Annotated in this window: 23 protein-coding genes; 17 read left to right on the forward strand and 6 right to left on the reverse strand. The window is 64.1% G+C overall.

The window, feature by feature from the left end; translation table 11 throughout:
• Window positions 1-80: 80 nt before the first annotated feature.
• The 3 genes from AMD14_RS10680 to AMD14_RS10690 form a co-directional block, all read right to left on the reverse strand.
• Window positions 81-1,286 (reverse strand): acetyl-CoA C-acyltransferase, encoded by a 1,206-nt coding sequence (locus AMD14_RS10680; RefSeq protein ID WP_045720661.1) that lies wholly within the window; start codon window positions 1,284-1,286, stop codon window positions 81-83.
• 156 nt (window positions 1,287-1,442) lie between these two features.
• Window positions 1,443-3,815, reverse strand: a complete 2,373-nt coding sequence (locus AMD14_RS10685; protein WP_011051280.1) for a 3-hydroxyacyl-CoA dehydrogenase/enoyl-CoA hydratase family protein — start codon at window positions 3,813-3,815, stop codon at window positions 1,443-1,445.
• 24 nt (window positions 3,816-3,839) lie between these two features.
• Window positions 3,840-4,472, reverse strand: coding sequence for a TetR/AcrR family transcriptional regulator (locus tag AMD14_RS10690; RefSeq protein ID WP_003482890.1), 633 nt, complete (start codon window positions 4,470-4,472; stop codon window positions 3,840-3,842).
• A gap of 218 nt (window positions 4,473-4,690) precedes the next feature.
• Between AMD14_RS10690 and ndk the strand changes: the two genes are divergently transcribed.
• The 8 genes from ndk (at window position 4,691) to AMD14_RS10730 (ending at window position 12,863) form a co-directional block, all read left to right on the forward strand.
• Window positions 4,691-5,116 carry a nucleoside-diphosphate kinase gene (gene ndk / locus AMD14_RS10695; RefSeq protein WP_002812972.1) on the forward strand — a complete coding sequence of 142 codons (426 nt, stop codon included), beginning with the start codon at window positions 4,691-4,693 and terminating at the stop codon, window positions 5,114-5,116.
• A gap of 18 nt (window positions 5,117-5,134) precedes the next feature.
• A complete protein-coding gene (gene rlmN, locus AMD14_RS10700; RefSeq protein ID WP_005921296.1) occupies window positions 5,135-6,340 on the forward strand; it encodes a dual-specificity RNA methyltransferase RlmN in 1,206 nt (401 codons plus the stop codon).
• A 10-nt stretch (window positions 6,341-6,350) separates the two neighbouring features.
• A complete protein-coding gene (gene pilW / locus AMD14_RS10705; protein WP_003482886.1) occupies window positions 6,351-7,139 on the forward strand; it encodes a type IV pilus biogenesis/stability protein PilW in 789 nt (262 codons plus the stop codon).
• Entirely contained in the window at window positions 7,136-7,996 is an 861-nt protein-coding gene (locus AMD14_RS10710) for a helix-turn-helix domain-containing protein (protein ID WP_003482884.1), read from the forward strand. The genes pilW and AMD14_RS10710 overlap by 4 nt, the downstream gene beginning before the upstream one ends.
• 70 nt (window positions 7,997-8,066) lie before the next feature.
• Window positions 8,067-8,705, forward strand: a complete 639-nt coding sequence (locus AMD14_RS10715; protein WP_011051283.1) for a YfgM family protein — start codon at window positions 8,067-8,069, stop codon at window positions 8,703-8,705.
• Window positions 8,705-9,922, forward strand: coding sequence for an outer membrane protein assembly factor BamB (bamB, locus tag AMD14_RS10720; RefSeq protein WP_011051284.1), 1,218 nt, complete (start codon window positions 8,705-8,707; stop codon window positions 9,920-9,922). The genes AMD14_RS10715 and bamB overlap by 1 nt, the downstream gene beginning before the upstream one ends.
• A gap of 10 nt (window positions 9,923-9,932) precedes the next feature.
• Window positions 9,933-11,330 carry a ribosome biogenesis GTPase Der gene (der, locus tag AMD14_RS10725; RefSeq protein ID WP_003482878.1) on the forward strand — a complete coding sequence of 466 codons (1,398 nt, stop codon included), beginning with the start codon at window positions 9,933-9,935 and terminating at the stop codon, window positions 11,328-11,330.
• 312 nt (window positions 11,331-11,642) lie between these two features.
• Window positions 11,643-12,863 (forward strand): molybdopterin molybdotransferase MoeA, encoded by a 1,221-nt coding sequence (locus AMD14_RS10730; RefSeq protein ID WP_011051285.1) that lies wholly within the window; start codon window positions 11,643-11,645, stop codon window positions 12,861-12,863.
• 351 nt (window positions 12,864-13,214) lie between these two features.
• On the opposite strand, the gene moeB is transcribed toward AMD14_RS10730, so the two are convergent.
• Entirely contained in the window at window positions 13,215-14,420 is a 1,206-nt protein-coding gene (gene moeB / locus AMD14_RS10735) for a molybdopterin-synthase adenylyltransferase MoeB (protein WP_171843839.1), read from the reverse strand.
• A 183-nt stretch (window positions 14,421-14,603) separates the two neighbouring features.
• Between moeB and AMD14_RS10740 the strand changes: the two genes are divergently transcribed.
• From AMD14_RS10740 to AMD14_RS10760, 5 genes are all read left to right on the forward strand, one after another.
• Window positions 14,604-17,267 (forward strand): TonB-dependent receptor, encoded by a 2,664-nt coding sequence (locus tag AMD14_RS10740; RefSeq protein WP_015472029.1) that lies wholly within the window; start codon window positions 14,604-14,606, stop codon window positions 17,265-17,267.
• 82 nt (window positions 17,268-17,349) lie between these two features.
• On the forward strand, window positions 17,350-17,565 hold the full coding sequence (locus AMD14_RS10745) for a hypothetical protein (RefSeq protein ID WP_003482865.1): 216 nt from the start codon (window positions 17,350-17,352) through the stop codon (window positions 17,563-17,565).
• A 378-nt stretch (window positions 17,566-17,943) separates the two neighbouring features.
• Entirely contained in the window at window positions 17,944-18,516 is a 573-nt protein-coding gene (locus AMD14_RS10750) for a DUF4142 domain-containing protein (protein WP_011051289.1), read from the forward strand.
• A gap of 3 nt (window positions 18,517-18,519) precedes the next feature.
• A complete protein-coding gene (locus AMD14_RS10755; RefSeq protein ID WP_011051290.1) occupies window positions 18,520-19,050 on the forward strand; it encodes an SRPBCC family protein in 531 nt (176 codons plus the stop codon).
• Window positions 19,051-19,063: 13 nt separating this feature from the next.
• Window positions 19,064-20,233 (forward strand): zinc-dependent alcohol dehydrogenase, encoded by a 1,170-nt coding sequence (locus AMD14_RS10760; RefSeq protein ID WP_011051291.1) that lies wholly within the window; start codon window positions 19,064-19,066, stop codon window positions 20,231-20,233.
• Between the two features lie 194 nt (window positions 20,234-20,427).
• Here the strand turns inward: AMD14_RS10760 and AMD14_RS10765 are convergent, their stop codons facing one another.
• Window positions 20,428-21,198 (reverse strand): OBAP family protein, encoded by a 771-nt coding sequence (locus tag AMD14_RS10765; RefSeq protein WP_033480545.1) that lies wholly within the window; start codon window positions 21,196-21,198, stop codon window positions 20,428-20,430.
• A gap of 147 nt (window positions 21,199-21,345) precedes the next feature.
• On the opposite strand from AMD14_RS10765, the gene xth reads away from it, so the two are divergent.
• The gene (gene xth, locus AMD14_RS10770) at window positions 21,346-22,338 is read left to right on the forward strand and encodes an exodeoxyribonuclease III (RefSeq protein ID WP_011051293.1); all 993 of its coding nucleotides are present in this window, start codon (window positions 21,346-21,348) and stop codon (window positions 22,336-22,338) included.
• Between the two features lie 36 nt (window positions 22,339-22,374).
• On the opposite strand, the gene AMD14_RS10775 is transcribed toward xth, so the two are convergent.
• The gene (locus AMD14_RS10775) at window positions 22,375-22,650 is read right to left on the reverse strand and encodes a PQ-loop repeat-containing protein (protein ID WP_011051294.1); all 276 of its coding nucleotides are present in this window, start codon (window positions 22,648-22,650) and stop codon (window positions 22,375-22,377) included.
• A gap of 180 nt (window positions 22,651-22,830) precedes the next feature.
• On the opposite strand from AMD14_RS10775, the gene AMD14_RS10780 reads away from it, so the two are divergent.
• The 3 genes from AMD14_RS10780 to AMD14_RS10790 are packed head-to-tail and all read left to right on the forward strand — an operon-like array spanning window position 22,831 to window position 25,058.
• Entirely contained in the window at window positions 22,831-24,105 is a 1,275-nt protein-coding gene (locus AMD14_RS10780) for a molybdopterin molybdotransferase MoeA (RefSeq protein WP_015472027.1), read from the forward strand.
• A 37-nt stretch (window positions 24,106-24,142) separates the two neighbouring features.
• Window positions 24,143-24,712 (forward strand): molybdenum cofactor guanylyltransferase, encoded by a 570-nt coding sequence (gene mobA / locus AMD14_RS10785; protein WP_011051296.1) that lies wholly within the window; start codon window positions 24,143-24,145, stop codon window positions 24,710-24,712.
• Window positions 24,696-25,058, forward strand: coding sequence for a hypothetical protein (locus AMD14_RS10790; protein ID WP_011051297.1), 363 nt, complete (start codon window positions 24,696-24,698; stop codon window positions 25,056-25,058). Before mobA ends, AMD14_RS10790 begins: the two co-directional genes overlap by 17 nt.
• The last annotated feature ends 275 nt before the right edge of the window (window positions 25,059-25,333 follow it).

Below are 25,333 nucleotides of genomic sequence, written 5' to 3' on the forward strand. Positions count from 1 at the left end.
TGACCTGATATCCGCAGGTCGATGACACCGATGGAGACACCAGATCGACCCGGAAGGCCGACCCGGCGCTCCAGCGCGCCTTACAGCGCTTCGATGATGCCCGCAGCGCCCATGCCGGTCCCGATGCACATGGTGACCATGCCGTACTTCTGCTGACGACGGCGCAGGCCATGCACCAGCGTGGCCGCACGGATCGCGCCGGTGGCGCCCAGCGGGTGGCCAAGGGCGATTGCGCCGCCCAGTGGGTTGACCTTGGATGGATCCAGCTCGCTGTCGCGGATGACCGCCAACGCCTGTGCCGCGAAGGCTTCGTTGAGCTCGATCCAGTCCAGCCGGTCCTTGGTCAGGCCGGCCTGCTTGAGCGCCTTGGGAATGGCGGCGATCGGTCCGATACCCATGACTTCCGGGCGCACGCCAGCGACCGAGAAGCTGACGAAGCGGGCCAGCGGAGTCAGGCCGTAATCCCTGATCGCCTGCTCGGAGGCCAGCAGCACCGCGCCGGCACCATCGCTCATCTGCGACGAATTGCCGGCGGTGACGCTGCCGCCGAACTGGCCGTTGCGGAACACCGGGCGCAGCTTGGCCAGGCCCTCGAGCGAGCTGTCCGGACGCGGACCTTCGTCCGTATCGACCAGCTTCTTGCGCAAGGTGATGACGTTGCCGGCCAAGTCGGGCTGGTGCGAGTGGATTTCGTACGGGCTGATTTCGTCGCGGAACTCGCCGGCCGCAATCGCCGCGATCGCTTTCTGGTGCGAGGCCAGCGCGAACGCATCCTGGTCTTCGCGCGACACCTTCCACTCTTCTGCGACCTTCTCGGCAGTGATGCCCATGCCGTACGCAATGGCCACATGGTCGTCGGCGAACACGCTTGGCGACATCGCCACCTTGTTGCCCATCATCGGCACCATCGACATCGACTCAGTGCCGCCGGCCAGCATCAGGTCGGCATTGCCCAGACGAATCTGATCGGCCGCCATGGCGATGGCCTGGATGCCGGACGAACAGAAGCGGTTGATGGTCTGACCGGCCACCGAATTGGGCAGGCCCGCCAGCAGCACGCCAATGCGCGCCACGTTCATGCCTTGCTCGCCTTCGGGCATCGCGCAGCCGATGATGGCGTCGTCGATGCGCGAGGTATCGATGCCCGGCGCCTGCGCGACCACGGCGCGCAGCACGTGCGCCAGCATGTCGTCGGGGCGGGTGTTGCGGAACACGCCCTTCGGCGCCTTGCCTACCGGCGTACGTGTGGCGGCGACGATGTAGGCTTCTTGAATCTGTTTGCTCATTTGGCTATCTCCGAAAGCCGGGAATGGGGAGAGGGGAATCGGGAATCGCAAGTGCGGATTCGCCTGGGTTCGCCATCTTCATCACCCGGCAGATAATTGGGAGAAGCGGGGAGTAGGCTGGGCTTTTACCCATTCCCGATTCCCCGCTCCCGATTCTCAGTTCCTCAACGGCTTGCCCGTCTTCAACATGTGCCCAATCCGGGCCTGGGTCTTTTCCTGCTGGGCCAGTTCGACGAAGTGCTTGCGCTCCAGCTTGAGCAGCCATTCTTCATCGACCAGCGCGCCGCGATCGACTTCGCCACCGCACACCACCGTGGCGATGCGGCTGGCGATTTCATAGTCGTATTCGCTGATGAAGCGACCTTCCAGCATGTTGACCAGCAGCATCTTGAAGGTGGCGATGCCGACGTCGCCGGCAACCTGGATATGGCGTGCCGGCAGCGGGGCGCGGTAGCCGCCCTCGGCCAGTGCGCGCGCTTCGGCCTTGGCGATGTGCAGGCTCTCGTAGCTGTTGAACACCACTTTGTCGGTGGCGCGCAGCAGGCCCAGTTCCTTGGCATTGACCGCCGAGTTGGAGACCTTGGCCATTGCCACGGTTTCGAAGGTCTTTTTGAGCTCGGCAAACACGTCGCCGCCCGGGCCTGCGGCGATCGATGCACGTACCGCGATTTCCTTCAGGCCGCCGCCGGCCGGCAGCAGGCCGACGCCAGCTTCGACCAAGCCGATGTAGCTCTCCAGCGAGGCCACCGTCTTGGCGCTGTGCATCTGGAACTCGCAACCGCCGCCCAGTGCCAAGCCGCGCACGGCCGAGATCACCGGCACCTGCGCGTACTTGATGCGCTGGCTGGTGGCCTGGAAATTGGCGACCAATGCTTCGAAGGCATCGACCTTGCCAGCCTGCAGCAGGCCGAGCGCGCCGGCCAGATCGGCGCCGGCGGAGAAGGGCTCCTTCTGCTGCCAGATCACCAGGCCAGCGAAGTCCTTCTCGGCGCGGCCAACGACGTCCTGCAAGCCGTTGAGCACGTGGTCGGAAACGGTGTTCATCTTGGTCTTGAAGCTGACCACCGCGATGTCGTCGCCGTCGTGCCACATGCGCACGCCGTCGTTTTCGAACACGGTTTCGCCCGGCGAGAACTGCTCGCCAAGCAACGGATCGGGGAAGCGCTGGCGTTTGTACACCGGCAGCGACGAGCGCGGCAGCTTGGCGTCGCGCGCCGGGCTATACGAGCCTTCGGCGCCATGCACGCCATCGCGACCGTCGAACACCCAGTTAGGTAACGGTGCGCTGCTCATGCTCTTGCCGTTGGAGATGTCTTCGGCGATCCACTGCGCCACCTGCTTCCAGCCGGCTGCCTGCCAGGTCTCGAACGGGCCCAGCGACCAACCGTAGCCCCAGCGAATCGCCAGATCCACATCGCGTGCGGTCTCGGCGATATCGGCCAGATGGAAGGCGCTGTAGTGGAACAGGTCGCGGAAGCTCGCCCACAGGAACTGCGCCTGCGGATGCTGGCTCTCGCGCAGCTTGGCGAACTTCTCGGCCGGATTCTTGATCTTTAGGATCTCGACCACTTCCGGCGCGGCACTGCGATCGGCGGCGCGGTAGTCCTGCTCGTGCAGGTCCAGCACCACGATGTCCTTGCCGACCTTGCGGAAGATGCCGGCCCCGACCTTCTGGCCCAGCGCGCCCTTGGCGATCAGCGCCTCCAGCCACTTCGGCGACTTGAAATACTGATGCCACGGGTCGTCCGGCAAGGTGTCGCCCATGGTCTTGATGACGTGCGCCATGGTGTCCAGGCCGACCACATCGGAGGTGCGGTAGGTGGCCGACTTGGGACGGCCGACCAGCGGGCCGGTCAGCGCATCGACTTCGTCGAAGCCCAGGCCGAATTCCTGCGTGTGATGGATGGTGGACAGGATCGAGAACACGCCGATGCGGTTGCCGATGAAGTTCGGCGTGTCCTTGGCATACACCACGCCCTTGCCGAGCGTGGTGACCAGGAAGGCTTCCAGGCCCTCGAGCACGGCCTTGTCGGTGCCCTTGGCCGGAATCAACTCGGCCAGGTGCATGTAGCGCGGCGGGTTGAAGAAGTGCACGCCGCAAAAACGATGGCGCAGCTGCTCGGGCAGCACATCCGACAGCTTGTTGATGCCCAGGCCGGAGGTATTGGATGCCAGCACTGCATGCTCAGAGACGAACGGGGCGATCTTCTTGTACAGGTCCTGCTTCCAGTCCATGCGTTCGGCGATCGCTTCGATGATCAGATCGCAGTCGCGCAGTTGCTCCAGACCGCTCTCGTAGTTGGCTGGCGTGATCGCCTCGGCCAGCGCCTTGCTGGCGAGCGGGGCTGGGCTCAGCTTGCCGAGATTGGCGATCGCCTTGAGTACGATGCCGTCGGCCGGGCCTTCCTTGGCAGGCAGGTCGAACAACACGGTGTCGACACCGGCATTGGTGAGGTGGGCGGCGATCTGCGCGCCCATGACGCCGGCACCGAGCACGGCGGCACGACGGACTAGCAACGGGTTGGACATAGCGATAGGCCTCTTGTGGAACGTTTACGGTGTGGAATGAGCACGGAAACCGGGTTCCGCGAAACGAATGAGTTCTCGCGCCGCGCGCGCGCGGTGGTCGGCCTCGCTGACGCCCGCAGGCCGCTTGATGAGTCCGAAGTCGGCCATGGCATAGGTCAGTGCGCCGGCAAGAAAGTCCAGCCGCCAGTACAGCTCTTCCTTGCTCAGGCCCGGCACGCAGCCGGCAATGGCCTTGCCGAATTCGCGCAGGACATGCCCGTAGTGGTCGGACAGGAACTTGCGCAGGTTGTCGTTCTTTTCGGCATACGCGCGTGCGATCACGCGTACGAACGCGCCGCCGTTCTGGCGGTCCTGCGCCATCGCCAACGCCGGCTCGACGAAGGCAGCGAGCACGGCCGTCAGCTCGCCGGGCTGCGACTTCTTCGCCGTTTCCAGCTGCTGCAGGCGCGCTGCGGTCATTTCGTCCATGCGCCGGCGGAACACCTCGTTGACCAGGTTTTCCTTGGAGCCGAAGTGATAGTTGACCGCGGCGATATTGACGTCGGCCTGCGTGGTCAGCTGGCGCAGCGACGTGCCTGCAAACCCGTGCTGGGCGAACAGCTCCTCGGCCGCACCGAGAATGCGGTCCTTGGTGGAGAAGTGGGCGGGCTTGGGCATGCGCGAAGACAGGACTCAATCAAACGATTGTTTGAGTCTACGGGCTCGCCCGCTGGCAGGTCATGTCGCAACGCAGCACGATTCAGGAGGCGGTGTGCAAACGCGGCGTTGACGAGATAGAATTGACCATCGCAAAGAAGCCTAAGCCCGCGTTTTGTCGCGGGTTTTTTTCATGATAACCTCGGGCCTTCAGTGGCCCGCCCAACGGAGAACTTCCCATGGCGCTGGAGCGCACCCTGTCCATCATCAAGCCCGACGCCGTTGCCAAGAACGTCATCGGCGAAATCTACAGCCGCTTCGAAAAGGCTGGCCTGAAGGTCGTGGCCGCCAAGTACAAGCAGCTGTCGCGTCGTGAAGCCGAAGGCTTCTACGCCGTTCATCGCGAGCGTCCGTTCTTCAACGCGCTGGTCGAGTTCATGATTTCCGGCCCGGTGATGATCCAGGCGCTGGAAGGCGAGAACGCCGTCGCCGCACACCGTGACCTGCTGGGCGCGACCAATCCCAAGGACGCTGCGCCGGGCACCATCCGCGCCGACTTCGCCGATTCGATCGATGCCAATGCTGCCCACGGCTCGGATTCGGTCGAGAACGCTGCCAACGAAGTCGCGTATTTCTTTGCCGCCACCGAAGTGGTCTCGCGCTGAGGCCGAGTGAGTCGAATCGTGAATGAGGTCGTGATCCCTTCCGTGCTGCAGGACGGCTCCGTCCGTACCCCGGAGCCGCGCAAGCAGAACCTGCTCGACCTCGATCGCGAGGGGCTGGAGCGCTTCTTCGCCGATACGCTTGGCGAGGCGCGTTACCGTGCCCATCAGGTGATGAAGTGGATCCATCATCGCTACGTCACCGATTTCGACCAGATGACGGACCTCGGCAAGGCGCTGCGTGCGAAGTTGCACCAACACGCCGAGGTCCTCGTCCCGAACGTGGTGTTCGACAAGCCTTCGGCCGACGGCACCCACAAATGGCTGTTGGCCATGGGCACCGACGGCAAGAACGCCATCGAAACCGTGTACATCCCCGACAAGGGCCGTGGCACGCTGTGCGTGTCCTCCCAGGTCGGCTGCGGCTTGAACTGCAGCTTTTGTTCGACCGCTACCCAGGGCTTCAACCGCAACCTCACCACGGCCGAAATCATCGGCCAGGTGTGGGTGGCGGCGCGCCATCTGGGCAATGTGCCGCACCAGCAGCGCCGTCTCACCAATGTGGTGATGATGGGCATGGGCGAGCCGCTGATGAATTTCGACAACGTCGTGCGCGCGATGAGCGTAATGCGCGACGATCTTGGCTACGGGCTGGCCAGCAAGCGGGTCACGCTGTCGACCTCCGGCCTGGTGCCGATGATCGACCGGCTCTCCACCGAAAGCGACGTCTCGCTGGCGGTCTCGCTGCATGCAGCCAACGATGCCCTGCGGGAAAGCCTGGTGCCGTTGAACAAGAAATACCCGATCGCCGAGTTGATGGAGTCGTGCGCACGCTACTTGCGCGGCAGCAAGAAACGCGATTCGGTGACATTCGAATACACGCTGATGAAAGGCATCAACGACCAGCCGGAGCATGCGCGCCAGTTGGCCAGGTTGATGCGGCAGTTCGACAACGCCGTGCAGTCCAAGGACGCCGGCAAGGTCAATCTGATTCCGTTCAATCCGTTTCCTGGGACGCGCTATGAGCGCTCGGGCGAGACCGAGATTCGCGCGTTCCAGAAGATCCTGCTCGATGCGCAGGTGTTGACGATGGTTCGCCGCACCCGTGGCGACGACATCGACGCCGCATGCGGGCAGCTCAAGGGGCAGGTCATGGACCGTACCCGTCGCCAGGCGGAGTTCCGCCGCACATTGGAAGGGCAGGCCGATCGAGATGCGGCAGCGTGAACTCGCGTTAATGGCGGCCGTGGCGATCGCGCTGAGCGCGGTCGGTTGCGGTGGTCGCAATGCCAAGGCCGGCTCGGCCAAGAGTGTGGAGGAAGTCGCGCCGGTGTATTCGTTCCGCGACGACAAGGCCACCAAGAATCGCCTGGCCGTCCAGGAGAAATTGGGTCTGGCCCGCAACCGGCTGCAGACCGGCGATTACGCCAGTGCCGAAGAGCAGGTGCGCGCCGCCTTGAAAAAGGACCCGCAGTCGGTGGATGCCATCGGCCTGCTGGCGCTGATTCAGGGCGCCAGGGGCGATGCGGCGGCAGCTGGTGCGTCGTACCGGCGGGCCGCAGAAATCGCGCCGCAACGCGGCGACGTGCTGAATAACTATGGCGCCTGGTTGTGCGCGAATGGCTCGCCCAGCGAAGCGTTGACCTGGTTCGATCGCGCACTGGCCGACCGGACGTACGCTTCGCCTGCGTCTGCATTGGGCAATGCCGGCGGTTGCGCGCTTAAGGCAGGACAGCCTGAGCGAGCAGCAGGCGATCTGCGCAAAGCGCTCGATCTAGACCCGAATAATCCGTATGCGCTCGAATCGATGGCACGTCTGGAAGCCGGGCGCCGCAATTATTTCGAAGCCCGCGCTTTTATCGAACGCCGCCTTGCGGCTGCACCGGCAACTGCTTCCGTGTTACAACTCGCCATTCAGATCGAGCAAGGGCTAGGCGACAAGGTAGCTGCCGGCCGTTACCAACAGCGGTTGGTCAAGGAATTCCCTGACGCAGCGACCGCTACTCCCGGGGCCAATGCATTGTGATCAGTGATTCCAATCCGAACCTTTTCGAGCAGGAAAAGGGCTGCGGACAGCATTTGCGCGAAGCGCGCGAGGCGGCAGGCCTGAGTGTGGACGAGGTGGCCGGCAAGTTGCGCATGCCGGCACACGTGGTGCACGCGTTGGAGCAGGAGGACTGGCAGCGGCTGGGCGCGCCGGTGTTCGTACGCGGGCAGCTGCGCAGCTATGCGCGCTTGTTGCAGGTCGATCTGGAGCCGCTGTTGCGGCAGGCCACGATTGCGCCGATCGAGCCGGTCAAGCTGGTGAGTCACACGCATACGCCGCGTGCGCGGCGCATTCTCGAAAGCACCGCGCGCAAGGCCATGTATGTGGTCATTACCGGCGTGTTTGCGGTACCGGTCTGGTATGCGACGCGCTCGCATCTGGATGGCAAGGCGCCAAGCACGGTGTCCTTGGACAGCATGCCGGAGGCTGCAAAGTCCGCTGCGCCACGCAATCCAGCAACGCAGGCCGCCGCAGCGCCGCGCGAACAGCCGGCGCCGTATATCGCATCGATGACCCCGGTGCCGCGTGCTACCGCCGACGTCCAGGCGCCTGCGGAGGCAGTTGCTCCTGGCGGCAGTTTGTCGTTGAGTTTCAGCGGCGACAGCTGGGTGCAGATCCTGGCGCCGGATGGCAGTGCGGTCGAAAAAGCCCTGATACGTGCCGGTGAACAACGCACGTATTCGCCCGGTCAGGTGGGGCGCATCGTGCTCGGCAATGCTTCGGCGGTACAGGTTCAGCAAGGCGGCAGTATCGTCGACGTGAAACCGTTCCAGCGCGCTAACGTGGCCCGTTTTGCGGTATCCTCCGACGGCTCCGTGGTACCTGCTTCCGAGTGAAGCGGACTGCGGTTTTTCATTTATCCCTTTTGATGTTCCGCGCCTCCGGGATGACGGAGCGAGAGTACGCATGGCGATCGACGATCTGCTGGACGAACACGAACAAGGTGAACGCGTTCGTTCCTGGTTGAGAAAGAATGGCGCGGGTCTGGTGGGCGGTGTCCTGCTTGGTCTGGCGCTGATCCTGGGTTGGCAGTGGTGGCAGACGCGCACCAACACCGCATTGGTCGAGGCCAATGGCCGCTACGAGGCGGTGGTGAAGTCGATTCAGGCCAAGGACCTGGACAAGGCCGCCAAGGACATCGTGGCGCTGGACGACGGCAAGGGCGGCATTTACGCCGAGCTGGCGGCGCTGCGGCTGGCCAAGGCCCAGGTGGATGCCGGCAAGAATGACGAGGCGATCAAGACCTTGCGCGACGTGCCCGCCGAAGGCGAGCTCAAGCAGATCGTGCAGCAGCGCCTGGCGCGCCTGCTGACTGAAAGCGGCAAGCCCGACGAAGCGATCAAGCTGCTGGCCGATGCGCAGGATCACGCCAGCCTGGAGATCCGCGCCGACGCGTTGGTCGTGCAGGGCAAGCCGGATGAGGCGCGAGCGCTGTACGCCAAGGCCCTGACCACGGTGGATGTGGCCTCGCCGCAGCGCCGGTTGCTGGAAACCAAGCTGATGGATGTGGGCGGCAAGGTGCCCGATCCGGCGGAGCAGATTTGATGAAGCAGGTTGATATGTACAAGCGCATTGCGTTGATTGCCGTGATGGGTCTGTCGCTGGCTGGCTGCAGCACCGTCAAGGGCTGGTTTGCCGGGAAGGATGCTGCCGCCAAGAAGGCGCAGGAACCTGCCGAGTTGGTGAAGTTCGAGCCATCGGTCAAGGTCGAGAAGATCTGGTCTGCCGGCGTCGGCAAGGGTGAAGGGCATATCGGCGTCCGTCAGCGCCCGGCAGTGGCCGACGGCAAGGTATATGCAGCGGCGATCACCGGTGGCGTGGAGGCACTCGACCTGCAGACCGGCAAGCGCGTCTGGGAATACAAGCCCAAGAAAGAAGAGCGTAACGACCGCAAGTTCAAGCAGCGTCTGTCCGGTGGTCCCGGTGTGGGCGAGGGCCTGGTGGTGATTGGTAGCCTGTCCGGCGATGTGATCGCCCTGAACCAGGCAGACGGCACTGAAAAGTGGCGGGCCAAAGTGCCGAACGAAGTGATCGCTGCGCCGGCCATCGCACAGAACCTGGTGCTGGTGCGTAGCAACGACGGTCGGGTGACCGCGTTTGATGCCGCAACCGGCGAGCGTCGCTGGTTCCACGCCGAAGAAGGCCCGACCTTGTCCGTCCGCGGCAATGCGCCGATCGTGACCGGCCCGGGCGTGGTGTTCGTCGGTAACGACAGCGGTACCTTGAGTGCGCTGGCGCTGCAGGACGGTCGCCCGTTGTGGGAGCAGGCCATCGGCGTGCCGGAAGGCCGTACCGAGCTGGAGCGCATGTCCGACGTCGATGGCGCGCCGGTGCTGGATGGCACCACGCTGTACGCGACCAGCTTCAAGAATGAAACCCTCGCACTGGAAGGCCCGAGCGGCCGTCCGCTGTGGACGCGCGATCATGGCGGCGCCGGCGGCGTTGGTGTGTCGTCAGCGGTCGTGGTCGTATCGGACAATGCCGGATCGGTGTGGGGGTTGGACAAGAGCAGCGGTGCGGCGATGTGGTCGCAGGCTGCGTTGGCACGCCGTTCGCTGACCGGTGTGGCCATCCAGGGCGATTACGCCGTGGTCGGCGACTACAAGGGCTATCTGCACTGGCTGAAACTCAGCGACGGCGCACTGGCTGCGCGCGCACGTGCCGGACGCGATACGCTGCTGGCGCAGCCGCAGGTGGTCGACGGCATTTTGCTGGTACAAAACACCGACGGCGATCTCACCGCCTTCCGGTTGGCACAATAAGGACCTTGCGATGCTGCCCCTGGTCGCCCTGGTTGGACGGCCCAATGTCGGCAAGTCCACCATCTTCAATGCGCTGACGCGCACCCGTGACGCGCTGGTTCACGACCAGCCAGGCGTCACTCGCGACCGCAACTACGGGGTCTGCCGTCTCGACGAGCAGCAGCCGTTCATCGTCGTCGATACCGGTGGTATCGCCGGCGACGAGGAAGGTCTTGCCGGGGCCACGGCCCGCCAGGCACGGGCCGCCGCCGGCGAAGCCGATCTGGTGCTGTTCGTGGTCGATGGCCGCGAAGGCGCGTCCTCGCTCGATGACGAGATTCTGGCCTGGTTGCGCAAATTGGCGCGGCCGACCGTGCTGGTGATCAACAAGATCGACGGCACCGACGAAGAAACCGTGCGCTCGGAATTCGCGCGCTACGGCTTCTCCGACGTGGTGGCGTTGTCTGCTGCGCATCGGCAGGGCATCGACGAATTGCTTGACGAGGTGGGTGCGCGCTTGCCCGAGGAAGGGGCCGGCGAGCTGCTGGACAACGACCCGGCGCGCGTACGCATCGCCTTCGTGGGGCGCCCGAATGTGGGCAAGTCGACCCTGGTCAATCGCCTGCTGGGCGAAGAACGCATGATCGCCTCGGAAGTGCCGGGTACCACGCGCGATTCGATCGCCGTGGACCTGGAGCGCGATGGCCGTCAGTACCGCCTGATCGACACCGCCGGCCTGCGACGGCGCGGCAAGGTGGAAGAGGCGGTCGAGAAATTCAGCGCGTTCAAGACGCTGCAGGCGATCGAACAATGCCAGGTCGCGGTGCTGATGCTGGACGCCACTGAAGGCGTGACCGATCAGGACGCGACGATTCTCGGCGCAATCCTGGATGCCGGGCGTGCCTTGGTCGTGGCGATCAACAAATGGGACGGGCAAAGCGATTACCAGCGTGCGCAGGCCGAAGATCTGCTGTCGCGCAAGCTGGGCTTCGTCAACTGGGCCGAGGCGGTGCGGATTTCCGCATTGCACGGCTCGGGCATGCGCGAGCTGTTCCAGGCGATTCACCGCGCCCATGCATCGGCCACGCATGAGTTCAGCACCAGTGAAGTGAACCAGGCGCTGGAAATCGCTTATGAGACCAACCCGCCGCCGAGCATTCGCGGGCATGTCTCCAAGCTGCGGTATGTGCACCCGGGCGGCGCGAATCCGCCGACCTTCATCGTGCATGGCACGCGCCTGAAGGTGCTGCCGGAATCGTACAAGCGCTATCTGGAAAACTTCTTCCGGAAGCGTTTCAAGCTGGTTGGTACGCCGGTGCGTTTCATCTTCCGTGAGGGCGCCAATCCGTACGAGGGCAAGAAGAATCCGCTTTCCGATCGTCAGGTGGCCCGCAAGCGGCGCCTGATGCGGCATGTCAAAGGGAAGTAACGGCGCGCAGGCCGCCTGAGGCGTGATGTCCAGGCGGTGCGGGAGGCGTGTGGCTCTGTGGCCTGTGCGCGGTAAGTCGTTCTTAGAGCCCGGGATTTGCACGTTCCGTGCATCTTCCTGAGCGTCCGATCGAGGCCGTATGCAGTCCTGCCGCATGCACGCGGTCGTTTGTGGGCACGGGTGGCGGCGCGCGTGCAGGTGCAAGCGAAAGTCGCTCGTAGCGCAGCGCGTCATTAAGGCCCATCTCCTGCTTCGGCGGCCGAGTGATGCCGCCATCCTTCGCGTTGGCGATGCGCTGGTATCCTGCGCGGCATGACCGATTATCCTTCCCGCATTCCGTACGCGCAGGCGCTGCAGATTCTGCACAGTGTGGCGACCAGCAACCGTTCGCCCGATGAAAACATCGCCATCTCGCGTGCCGATGGGCGGATCTCTGCAGGCGACCTGATCGCACCGCTGGCGCTGCCGCCATTCGCCAACAGCGCGATGGATGGCTTTGCGCTGCGGCACGCCGATATTGCGGCCGGCGACGCGTCGTTGCAGCTGGTTGGCGAACAGTTTGCCGGCGAGCGCTGGGCTGGCACACTGGCTGCCGGGCAATGCCTGCGTATCACTACCGGCGCGCCACTGCCCGATGGCGCCGATACCGTGATTCCCAAGGAAGATGCCGACGAACGCGACGGCATGGTGCGGTTTCAGACCGCGCCTGCACCGGGCGCAGCTGTGCGCCTGGCCGGCAGCGACGTACGCGCCGGCGATCTGGTGATCCAGGCCGGGCAGGTGCTGACGCCTGCACGCATCGGTCTGGCTGCTGCGCTGGGGGTGTCGCGGCTTGCGGTCGCGCCGCGCCCGACCATTGCGGTGCTGGCCACGGGCGATGAGCTGATCGAACCAGGCATGCCGCTCGGCCCGGGACAGATCTACAACAGCAACCGCGACATGCTGATGGCGCAACTGCGTGCATTGGGTTACGCGCCGACCGCCTGGCCGACATTGCCGGACGACCCGCAACGTATCGGCACCATGCTGGAAGATGCGGCCGCGGCGTTCGATGTGGTGATCACCTGCGGCGGCGTTTCTGCTGGCGAAAAGGATTATCTGCCGCGTCTGATCGGCGAATTGGGGCGCATCCATTTCTGGCGTGTGCGAATGCGCCCGGGAATGCCGGCGGTGTTGGGGCAGATTGGTCGCTGCCTGGTCTTGGGCCTGCCGGGCAACCCGGTCTCGGTGCTGGCAACGCTGATTGCCTACGGCGTGCCGTTGCTGGATGGATTGCAGGGACGCAGCGAGCCGCACCCGGTCTGGCATGCGGCCTTGGCAAGCCCATGGGAAAAGCGCCATGAGCGGCTGGAATTCCTGCGTGGGCGATTGGAATGCGGCGAAGATGGGCGGCTGACCGCACTGCCGCACCGCGGCGACGCCTCACATCTACTGCGTGGCGCGGCCGACAGCAATGCATTGATCGTGCTGCCCGAGCAGGCGCGGCGCTTCGAGGCCGGCGAAATCGTGCGGGTGATTCCGTACGCGTTGTGAGCGCTTGCTTGATCGATAGTGCCCGGCAGGATGACGCGCGCCTGGTTGGAGTGTTTACGCAATGCGCAGGGCATGCGACGTGCGGGCGCGACGCGTCAACGTGCAGGATAGTTGCGTAAGCGTTTTGGTCACGGCGTAAAAGCGAACGCTTCGAAAAAGCGAACGCCTCGACATTGAGAGCGAATCGCTCGATAGCCGCTCTCGGCAGGAGAAGGGTCGGGTGAGGGGACGGCGAAAGACAGCCGTCCACGCCCACCTCGCCAAATACTCAACGCAGCGATACACCTCGTTGCTTCGGTGGCAAGGCAATCGGCCAACCGACCGACACCACGCCACCGCTGTGAGCTGAACTCAACCGACCGCACTACCGCAGAACGCCGCGTAATCCGCATAACCGGTAAACACAGCGCCAGGCGCACAGACCGGGCAGTGCGGGTCCGGCGGCAAGCGGATGTCGCGGAAGCGCATCGCCAACGCATCGAAACTGAGCAGGCGGCCAGTGAGGCCGTCGCCGATGCCGAGCAGCAACTTGATCGCTTCGGTCGCCTGCAGGAGTCCGATCACCCCGGGCAGTACGCCGAGCACTCCAGCTTCGGCACAACTGGGCGCGAATTCCGGCGGCGGCGGTTCGGGAAACAGGCAGCGGTAGCAAGGCGCATGACCACGGTGGCGGCCGGCATCGAATACGCTGACCTGTCCTTCGAACTGCTGCACGGCGCCGTAGACCAGCGGTTTAGCGAACTTGACGCAGGCATCGTTGAGCAAATACCGCGCGGGAAAATTATCTGCGCCATCGACCACCACATCCACGTCCTGCAGCAGCGCTTCGACATTGTCGGCCGCCACGCGCGTTTGCACCGCCTCGATGTCCACGCGCGGGTTGAGCGCGGCGATGCGCCGTGCGGCGGAGTCGACCTTTGCAGTGCCGACGCTGTCTTCGGTGTGCAGAATCTGGCGTTGCAGGTTGCTGCGGTCCACCACGTCGTCGTCGGCTATGCGTAGATACCCCACACCGGCTGCGGCGAGGTAGAACGCTGCAGGCGAGCCTAGTCCGCCTGCGCCGATCAGCAACACCCGTGCACGTGCCAGGCGCCGCTGACCTTCCAGGCCGACCTGCGACAGACGCAGATGGCGTGAATAACGCTCAAGAAAATCCTGCTCGTCCGCCGGCAATGTCGGGCGTACCAGGGGCAGGCCGGCGCTGGCCCATGCGCTGGTGCCGCCGGCCACCGATGCCACGTGCGCATAGCCGTGCGTGCGCAAGATGGCGGCCGTATGCGCCGAGCGTTTGCCGCTCTGGCAGATCAATACGATTGCGCGGGTTTGCTCGGGCAGATGGACTGCAGGCTCCGTTTCCAGGGAGTTCTGTGCGATCGCCAACGCGCCTTCGGCCTGGCCGCTGGCGCGCTCATGCAGTTGCCGGATGTCGACCAGCAAGGCGCCCTGCAGGGCGCGAGCACGGGCGTCGGCGGGAGAGATGTCGTGGCTGCTCATGCGGCCATTGTCGCGCAAACGCAGCAGCTGCGATGTGCAATCTTGCCCACGACACGCACGCACCTCGCTGCCGATGAAAGGCGCGTCATGATCGCGGCGCGATGGCGGATGCGATCACGCTGCACTGCGAGCGGCACCGCTGTAATTCGGCCTTGTTCAACACCTCGCGGCTCGTCCGGCCCGGTTTGCCTGTCTTGCGCAGCGCGCCCAGCCGCGTCGTCGCAGTGCCTGCCTCAGGAGGCCATGATGCTTATTCCATCCCAGCACGCGTACGTTGCGCGACGTGCCAACACGTATCGACCGCTGGGTTTGTGCATCGGACTGGCCCTGAGTTGCAACGCGGCGGCGCAACAGGCCGCGTCCAACGCCGATGGCGCGGCGCCGGCCACGTCCACGTTGGAGACGGTGCAGGTCAAAGGCGTGCGCAGCAGCGTGGAAAGCGCCATTGCGATCAAACAATCGAATGCGGAAATCAGCGATTCCATCGTGGCCGAAGACATCGGCAAGCTGCCCGACAACAGCGTGGCTGCGGCCTTGCAACGCGTGACCGGCGTGCAGGTGGCGCGCGCTGGCGGCGAAGTGGGGCAGGTGCTGGTGCGCGGCTTGCCGAACGTCATCACGACCCTGGATGGGCGCAACGTCTTCACAACGGTGGGGCGCGACATGGAGCTGGCCGATGTTCCGGCCGAATTGCTGCGCAGCGTGGAGGTGTACAAGACCACCGGCGCGCAATTTCAGGAAGGTGGCATCGCCGGGGTGGTCGATGTGCATCTGCGGCGACCGTTCGATTTCGATCAGGACAGCACGATTGCCGGCAGCGTAAGCGCGTTGCGGGGCGATCAGTCCGGCAAGACCGTTCCCAATGGCAGCCTCACCATCAGCCAACGCCGCGACACCGCGATGGGCCGCATGGGCTGGATGGGGAGCGTGTCCTATCAACGCCGCCCGTATCAGGAATCCAACACGTTGTATGGCACTTACGATGCGAAGCCGAACCCGCTCGATCCGGCCCAGCAGATTTACGAGCCTTACAGCGCAGGGGGATTGATGGCGCGTGGGGATCGCAAGCGCAAGTCGGCGAATTTTTCGTTTCAATGGGCGCCGAGCGAGAACAGCGAGGTGTATTTCGACACGCTGTACATCGGTTACGACAACCGGCCCCAAGTGAATTACTGGTTGCCATTCCCGGGGCTGGCGACGCCAGAGAACACCGAATCGGTCGGTCTGCGGCCGGGCAGTGATGTGCTGGCCGGCCTGGTGGCGCGCGACATGCGCACGCTCTCCAGCACGCAGGCGCACAAGAACGCATCGGACACCTACCAAGCTGCGCTGGTCGGGCGTTGGAGTGGCGAGCGCATGCGTGCGAGCAGCGAGCTCGCCTATACCTATACCACCGCCGAGAACCGCTCGTTCACGCTGGACATGAACACGCAGGCGCCGCGATTGAACATGCGTTCGGCGGGAGGCGCTGCAGATGTCTGGATTACCCAGGCCGATGGCAGCGCGTACGACATCACCGCGCCAGGCAATTGGGAACTGAGTCAGTACTACGACAGCTGGAACGCCCAGAAAGGCGAGGAGTGGGCGTGGCGGGCCGATGCCACCTTCGATCTGGAGCTGGGGCCGTTGCGATCAGTGGACGTGGGTGCGCGCGCAAGCAGGCGGACGGCGACCAATCATTCCGGGGATACCGGCGCGCGCGACAATCCGAGCGGCGCACCGATCTACTTGAGCGACGTGCCCGGCCTGGCATCGGTAACGCCCGGCAACATGCTCGACGGTGCGCGTGCATTCACCAGCGATCGCTGGGCATCGGCCAACCAGGATTTTCTGCTGCAGCAAAGCATCCAGGTGCGTACCTCGATGGGGCAGCCGCCGGGCCCGCCCGATGAAAACCCTGACTTGTTCTTCGACGATCGCGAAGACAGCTATGCGATCTACGCGCAGGTGAATTACGGTTTCTCGCTTGGGTCCATCCCTGTGGATGGACGTGTCGGCGCGCGCGCGACGCGATTGGATTCGCAATTGCAGGGCAGCCAGTCGCTGGATGGCGTGCTGAGCCCGGTCAGCATCGATCGGCGTATCGACAAGGTGTTACCCAACTACAGCGCCAACCTCAGCTTGCATGAAAACCTGATGCTGCGGCTCGCCGGCAGCACGACGATCACGCGACCGGAATTTGCCGATCTCAATCCGCAGCTGGCCTTGTACCAGTCCACCGAATCGTTGCCGGCACGCGGCAATGGCGGGAACCCGCAGCTGCGTCCGGTGGAATCGCGCAATGCCGATGTGTCGCTGGAATGGTATTTCCGCCCCGGCTCCTTGCTGTCGGTTGCCGGCTTTCATCGCAAGATCGATGGCTATATCCAGAATTACGCAGCCGATGAATCCATCGATGGCATCGTCTATTCGATCAGCCGACCGCGCAATACCGGCGAGGGCAGCTTGAAGGGCGTGGAGGTGGGGTATACGCAGTTCTACGACTTTCTGCCGGGTTGGTGGTCCGGCTTCGGCAGTCAGCTCAACTACACGTATCTCTCGGCCGAGGCCGATTCGCCCGAGGGTATCGGCCAGCCGTTGACCAACGTGTCCAAAAATTCCTACAACGCGATCCTGATGTACGAATACGCGCGGTTCTCGGCGCGGGTCGCCTACAACTGGCGCGGCGACTATGTGGTGAGTTTCAACAGCTCAGGCGATCAGCCCGAGCAGATCAGTCAGGGGCGGGAGAAGTGGCTGGATGCGGCCTTCAATTACGAGCTCAACAAGCATGTGACCTTGTTCGCCGAGGCCACCAATCTGCTCGGCACCACGACCAACAATTATTTCGGTCAGCGGCATGGCGACTTCCCGCGCGAGATCGCATCGCCCGAACGCACTTACACGCTGGGTTTTCGCTTCCGTTTGTGATGCGGATAACGCGGTCTGCGCGAGACGTTGGCATCAGGCTCACCGGCGCAACGGTAGCGTGAGCCCAGCAGAGGAGACCGTGATGACACCTGACATCGATGCACAACTGAAACAGCTTGCCGAAGGATTGCCGGACATGCGCAGTCAGCACCCGGACGACTTCTGGGATGTGTTCCGAGCCCGTTCCGAGAAAATCACCGGCGCGGCGCAGTCGCAGGAGCAGGCCGCGCAGATCGTCAAACGTATCGACGAGATATTGGCCGCCAACCAGCTGGGACCGGCCGATCCTGGGGCGTGACGCGGAACTGCTGACGGGATGCGGTAGGTCGAGCGAATGCCGTGAAGTCGACGTTGCAGCGCTGCAGCGCGAGGTTCACTTGAGGTGGCTGTGCAGGTGATGCGGGGCAGGCCGGCTCGTGGTGCGCATGCAAGCGATTACGTCCTTCCGGAACAGGATCTTCGTTACCCGATGACGCGTTTCCCGCGTTGCCGCGCGGTGGCGTGTTAGTCCGCGAATTCAAGGCTGGAGAAAAAACGTCAGCTGCACGACCTTCGCACAATGTGACGATGCGTTGCGCTGCAGCAGGCGTCCTTCGCCAGGTCTCGACGCTGGCGCGACGATCGAATCACGCAGCGAAGCCCAGCATCGAGCCACATCATCCAGCTGGAGACTTCCATGAGCACGCGCCGCCCGATCATTCTTGTCCTGGCCTTGTGCGTTGGCGTTGGCGTATCTGCGCAGGCGCAGAACGCGACACAGTCTGCAATGGCCGCTGGGCAGCAAACCGCAGGTGCAGCGACACCTGGCGAGCGCGAGGCGCTCGGCATCTTGAGTGCCATCAACACCAGCGAAGTCAACGCGGCAAATCTGGCATTGCAGAAGCAGGTGCAGGGCGGCGCGCGCGACTACGCCACGCGCATGGTCAAGGAGCATACCGACAACAACCAGAAGATCGCCAAGTGGCAACCGGACACGTCCGCCACGGGGGCAAAGCTGCAAATGACAAAGGGCAAGGCGGAATTGGCCAAGCTGCAGAAGCTGGACGGTCATGCGTTCGAAACCGCCTATATCACCGCGATGGTGAAAGACCACAGCGATGCATTGACGGCGCTCGACAAGAAGCTGATCCCGCAGGCGAAGACTCCGCCGGTGCTCGAACACCTGCAGACCACGCGCCATCACGTCGCCGATCACCTGAGCACTGCCAAGGCGCTACAGGCCACCGGCAAGAACGTAGGAGCCCTTTGAGCCATGGCTGCTTTATCGATCAATCCGGTACGCACCGACGATGAAGGCACGCACATCGTGCGCAGCATGACCATTCGTGCCGAACCTCACCAGATACTGGATGCCTGGTGTGATGCAAATGTGCAGCAACGCGTGCTGGAAGGCGCCGCCGAGCTGGTCTCCGGCGACGGCCAGGCGTCACGCTGGAAGCTGCATGCACCACTGCATCAGGATGTGGAGGTGACCCTGCGCCGCGCCGATGCGCGGCTGGGCGAGTCGGTGCGTTACGACGCCGAGGGCGAGCATGGGCTGCAACTCACCATCGTATTGCAGGTGCACCCTGCACGTGGGCGCAAAGCCAGCGAAGCGACGCTAAGTCTGCACTACGCGGTTGAAGGCGTGCTGGCGCAGGTGTTGACCAAGCTGGTGAATCCCGCGCCGTACGTGCTGGCCGGCAAGGGACTACGGCGACTGCGCGCATGGCTGGAAGCCGGCGAGGTGCCGACCTTGTTGCATACCCCAGCGGCGCGTGCGTCGACGCACGCGCATTCTTAAGGAGGGCTTTTCCATGCGAGCACTTTGCTGGAATGGCGTTAACGATTTGCGCGTGGAAACCGTGCCCGACCCGGCGCTGGTCAACCCACGCGATGTGATCCTGAAAGTCGGGCTTACCACCACCTGTGGTTCTGATCTGCATTTCATCGACGGCTACCTGCCAACCATGCGCGAGGGCGATGTCATCGGCCACGAATTCATGGGTACGGTCGTGGAGATAGGCACCGCGGTGAAGAACGTGCGTGTGGGTCAGCGCGTGGTGGTACCGTCGTTTATCTCCTGTGGCGGTTGCTGGCATTGCGAGCGCAAGGAATTTTCGCTGTGCGACAACACCAACCCTAACTGGGAGATGCAGGAGCCGCTGCTTGGGCATCCAACTGCCGGCATTTACGGCTATACGCACGCCTTTGGCGGCTACGCAGGGTCGCACGCCACCTACATCCGCGTGCCGCACGCGGATGTCGGGTGTTTCGAGGTGCCTGATGGTGTGTCCGATGAGGACGCGCTATTTCTGTCGGATGCGGGGCCGACCGGTTTCATGGGCGCAGACTTCTGCGATATCCAGTCCGGCGACACGGTGGCGGTCTGGGGTTGTGGTGGGGTGGGGCTGATGGCGCAGCAAAGCGCACGCATCCTGGGCGCAGAGCGGGTGATCGGCATCGACCGGTTACCTGAGCGTCTGGCGATGGCGCGCGATGTGTTAGGTGTGGAAGTGATCGACTATTCGGCGGTCGACAGCGTGGTGGATGTCCTGCGCGAAATGACCGGAGGGCGTGGTCCGGATGCGTGTATCGATGCGGTCGGCATGGAGGCGCATGGCACCGGCATCGGCCACACCTACGATCGGGTCAAGCAGGCCTTGCACTTGCACACCGATCGCGGCCAGGCGCTGCGCGAGGCCATCCTCGCCTGCCGCAAAGGCGGCATCCTGTCGGTTCTGGGCGTGTACGGGGTGATGGACAAGTTTCCGCTGGGTGCGGTGATGAACAAGGGCCTGACGGTACGGACCGCGCAGCAGCATGGGCAGCGATACGTGCCCAAGTTGCTGGACCTGGCGCAGGCTGGACGATTGAAATCCGGCTTTCTGCTGACCCATAAGATGCCGTTGGAAGACGCCGTGCGGGGCTACGACATGTTCAAGCACAAGCACGATGGGTGCGTGCGCGCGGGGTTTGTTCCCTAGCGCCAGAGGCCTTGGCAGCACCGAGTTGCCCTGCGAGCGCGGCAGGGAATCGCTTGCCATCTGCGTGCGTAACAAGCGCATGGTGCGCGCATGCTGCCAGCTGCATCGCGAGTTCTTCATGACTTGAATGCATTGCCAAGCACGTGCACCACGTCTGAGCCTGCTGCACGTGTGCAGCAGGGCCTCTTCTGGGCTCAAGGGTGGTTGCCCCTTGCGTCCGTGACGCCAGGAATGGGTTGGGCATCTGGAAAATGTGCATGCAATGCATCCACGCCCTCTTGTGGCTTTGCCAGCGGCACAAGATCTTGACGGTTGGCGCGGCGTTCTGCGGTGGACACCGAGACGGCCCGGTCGCGTTGTGCAACCAACGGCTGCTGCAGTTCCCCATCGCGATTGAACGACCACGCCAGCATCGGCTCGCCCAGCGGCAAGGTGTCGCCGGGCGTGGTGCCCTTGCGCGAATGCCAGGTGTGCCAGGTCTTGCCGTAGCTATTGATCTTGCTGCGCATCAATTCCTTCTCGGCGAACTGCGGCAGGTTGGGGGCGGAAAGCTGGCCAGAAAGGATTTCCCCGTTATGCGGATGCCAGAAGCTGCGCTCGTGTTCCGGCAACTGCGCAAATGACGTCTCCGAGATGATGTATTCGATACCGGTGAGGTTGGCGCGGTCGGTGTTGCCGTCGTAGAGCGCGCATTGCGCAAGATCTTCGTTGACCTGCTGGCAATAGTGATGGGCCTGCATTTGCTCATCTGGTGCGTCCTTCATCGGATGAAAGCCAACCAGGTAGATGTCCAGCTTGCCGACCGGGCCGCTGGGTTGCAGCACTTTCGCGCCGGCTTCCAGCACATTGGTCTTGGCACTTTCCGGTGCGCCCGGCGGGGTGACCGACGGCGGGCTGCGCGAGCAACTGGCGCAGAGCGCAACGCAGATCAACAGTGCGGAATGTCGCATGGCGCTTCCCATCAATGAGTGTGCTTCAAGCTAAGATCGCGGGCGGTCTGCCAGGCGTGAGCGCGGGCCGTGTCACGCAGTGCAGCTTCACCTCGCTTGAGCATCGGCTTCATCAGGCGGCGGTCATGCTGTTGCACCACGGAAGCGGCCCCTTGCATGCCCATGTCAGGCACCTCACGTAAGATCGCGACGTTCAACGTCAATGGTATCGCCAGCCGTCTGCCGCACCTGCTGGAATGGTTGCAACGCGATCAGCCGGACATCGTGGGCCTGCAGGAATTAAAGTCGACACAGGTTGCGTTTCCTGAGCAGGCGATTCGCGATGCCGGGTACGGTGTGATCTGGCAGGGCGAAAAGTCCTGGAATGGCGTGGCACTGCTTGCGCGGGGTATCGAGCCAGTGGAGATTCGCCGCGGGTTGCCCTGGGATCCGCGCGACACGCAAAGCCGCTATCTGGAGGCGGCGATTCATGGCGTGGTGGTGGCCTGCCTGTATTTGCCCAACGGCAACCCGCAGCCCGGGCCGAAGTTCGACTACAAGCTTGCATGGTTCGAGCGCCTGATCCGGCACGCGAAAACGCTGGTGGACCTGCCGCATCCCGTGGCGCTGATCGGCGACTTCAATGTGGTGCCGACCGATGCGGATATCTACGACCCCAAGGGCTGGCGCAAGGATGCCCTGCTGCAGCCGGAAAGCCGTGCGGCCTACCAGACCCTGCTAGCGCAGGGGTGGACCGATAGCTTGCTGGCAATCCACGGCCAGACGCCGATCTATACATTCTGGGATTACTTCCGTCAGCACTTTGCGCGCGACCGTGGGTTGCGCATCGATCATCTGCTGCTCAATCGCACGCTGGCGCCCGGCTTGCAAGATGCCGGCGTCGACAAGTGGGTACGTGCGCTGGAGAAGGCCAGCGATCATGCACCGACCTGGATCAGCGTGCGCGTGCCGGATGCGCCCGCTGAAGCGGCGCCGGATACCACGCCTATGGCGAAGGTGCGCAAGCCGGGCGCAGCGAAAAAGGCGGCCGTGCCCAAGGCGGCGGCCAAGAAGACGTCCAGTGTCACTGCAAAAAAAGCGGTGAAGAAGATCGTCGCAAAGAGGGCCACAGCCGGATCGGCGACACCACGCAAGTCGGCGAAAAAGAACAGCTGACTAGCTCACCGGCCGGCCGGAGTCGACGCAGCCTATCTACGCTGCGCGTTCGAGCTTGCGGCGCTTGACCCGCTGCAATGCGTAGCCGGTCAGGGCCGTCAGCAGGATCAGCACGTTGCTGACGATAAACACCGCGTTGCCAACCAGATAGCTGTAGAGGATGAACAACACCGAGGCGCTGATCTGGCCGAGGAACAACCAGCGCGAGACGCCCTGCGCGGCATCGGAGCGCCATTGTTTGTAGATCTGCCGGATCAAGGTGGCGATCAGGATGATGCTGGCGAGCCAGCCCAGGACGTCGACGACTTGCATATGTGCGGTTGATCAGTGACGGCCTGCAACCTTGCAGCGCACACTGTCTGCGTACCGTTCGAGCAGCTTCAAGCGTGGTGCCCCGTGATGCACACCACGATCGCTAGATACACGACGGCGCCGCATTAGCCACGCCTGTACCTGCTGCGCCAGGGGCCGGTATCCTAGCCGGGTCATCCATTGGTCGGCACTGTCCTGCACATGATCAGCTATGCCGAAGCACTCGCGCTGGTCCACGCGCACGTCGCAACCCTGTCCAGCGAGTGGGTGGCAAGCGACGATGCCGAGGGCCGCGTGCTCGCCGACGCCTTGTCGAGCCAGGCAGAGTTGCCGCCCTTCGACAACAGCGCAATGGATGGGTTTGCACTGGCGACCGCGGGCATGGGTGCGTTGGCAGACAGCGAGCACGTGGTGAGCGGCACCGTTGCGGCAGGGCAGGATGCCGGTGCGGCCGCGATCGGCGCGGCCTGGGAAATCATGACCGGTGCCGGCGTGCCCCCGGGTGCCGATGCGGTGGTGCCGATCGAGCAAGTGCAGATCCTCGAACACGACGGCGAGCGCCCCAGCCGCATCCGCCTGCATCGGCCGGTGCGTGCGGGCCAGCACATCCGTCGTCGCGGCGAAGACGTGCGCTTGCACGATCGCGTGATCGATGCCGGCACCGTACTGCGCGGTGCGCATCTGATGCTGCTCGCCGGCCTGGGCTGCGCGCAGGTGCAGGTGCTGCGGCGACCGCGCGTGGCCTTGATTGCCACGGGACGCGAGCTGATCGGCGACCCCGCACAACCTCTGCAGCCGGGCCAGATCCGCGACGGCACCAGCAGTTATCTGCTGGCTCGGTTGCGTGCCGCCGGCGCCGATGTCGTGTGGCGTGGGCAGGTGGGCGACGACGATGCTGCCTTCGATGCGGCACTGGCCCAGGCCCGCCATGCCGGTGCCGATCTCATCCTGAGCACCGGCGCCGTTTCGCGCGGTCGTTACGATTTCATCCCGGATGCGTTGGCACGCCACGCTGCGGAAGTGCTGTTTCATAAGGTCGCGGTGCGACCGGGCAAACCGGTACTGTTTGCACGCTTCGGCGATGGCGCGCTGTACGCGGGCTTGCCCGGCAACCCGATGGCCAGTGCGGCCGGGCTGCGCTTTTTTGTCGAGCCGGCATTGCGCGGTTTGTTGGGCATGCCGGTCGAGCGTGGCTTGCGCGTCGCGTTGGAGGCGCCGATGCAGGCCCGGCCGCTCTGGCGGCAGCATCTGCGGGCACGGCTGCTGTGCAGCGTGGCCGGCGAGTTGTCGGTGCAGATCCTGCCGCAGCAGGAATCCTTTCGTGTGGCGCCGTTGCTGCAGGCCAACGTCTGGGCCGTGCTGGAGCCGCAGGACGAAGGCGCCGCAGCGAGCACGCATGCCGAGGTCTTCGGCTTGGGCCATCTGCAACCGGCCGCGCCGGCCATCGCGCCATGAACCTGCCTGTGCGTGCCATCCATCCTGGGGCTGTTGCATGACGCTGCTGCGGCCGTGGACGGGCGTAGTGCTGGCCGGTGGACGTTCGTCGCGCATGGGGCAGGACAAGGCGTTGCTGCCCTGGCATGGGCGCCCGTTGCTGGAACAGATGCAGGCGTTGCTACGCCGGGCCGGTGCGCAGCACGTGGTGGTCAGCGGCAACCGGCCTGAGTACGCCGGCATTGCCGACCTCCAGCCCGATCTGGGTCCACTCGGCGGGCTGGCGAGCGTGATCGCGGGCGCGAACGACGCGACCACGCTGGTGGTGGTGCCGGTGGATATGCCGCTGTTGTCGGCCGCGTTGCTGGGCAAGCTGCTGGCGCCGTCGCAGCACCGCTGTGTGGCCTTCGAGGACCAGATGCTGCCGATGTGCCTGCGCCTGGATGCCGGCGTGCGCGAGGCGTTGGCGGTGTTGATGGCGGGCGCTGCATCGTCACGCTCGCTGCGCGCCTTGCAGCATTCACTGCAGTGCCATCGCGTGACTGTCACTGCCAGCGAACGCGCCGCGTTCGTCAATTGCAATACGCCCGAGCAATGGAGCCGGCTGATCCATGAAAATCCAGATTGAAGGCCAACATCTGCGCTTTCGTATCGACGAAGACGAGCTGGCCAACCTGCTGGCCGGGCGCAGCGTCGACAATCTCAGCCGGTTGCCGAGCGGGCAGGGCGCACGATTGGTCAGACACAGCGTGAGCCTCACCGGCGGTCACGCCGCGTGCAATTGCGCGACCGATCATTGGCAGCTGGCGATCCCGCGCGATGCGCTGGAGGAACACGCACGCCAGTTACCGCGCCGCGACGGGCTTCAGTTCAGATTCGATGCGGGCGCTGGGCATGCCGAGGCGATGACCTTGCAGGTCACCTTCGACGTGGATGTGCGCGACAGCACGCGCAAGCGATTGCCGCGGGAGTGATGACTTGAGGCGTCGCTCCGCGCTCCGGCGATCGGTGTGGCGAATGCACGCGCCGGCAGCAGCGCACGGCGCGCCGAGCGTTGCTCGCGAGCCGTGCGCAGTCGCGTCCAAGCGCGTCGAACCCGGATCTATCAACTGCAAGGTGCAGATATGAGCGCACCGTCGATACGGCCAGACAACAAGCTGTCTGAGTGCGTGAGCTGTTCTTGTACGATCCCTAACGCCAGATCAAAAAAGGCCGGCTCTCTCGAGCCGGCATCTCGCTGATCCATTCA

The organism is Xanthomonas citri pv. citri (genome assembly GCF_000961215.1).
In the GTDB taxonomy this organism is placed as follows: Bacteria; Pseudomonadota; Gammaproteobacteria; order Xanthomonadales; family Xanthomonadaceae; genus Xanthomonas; species Xanthomonas cissicola.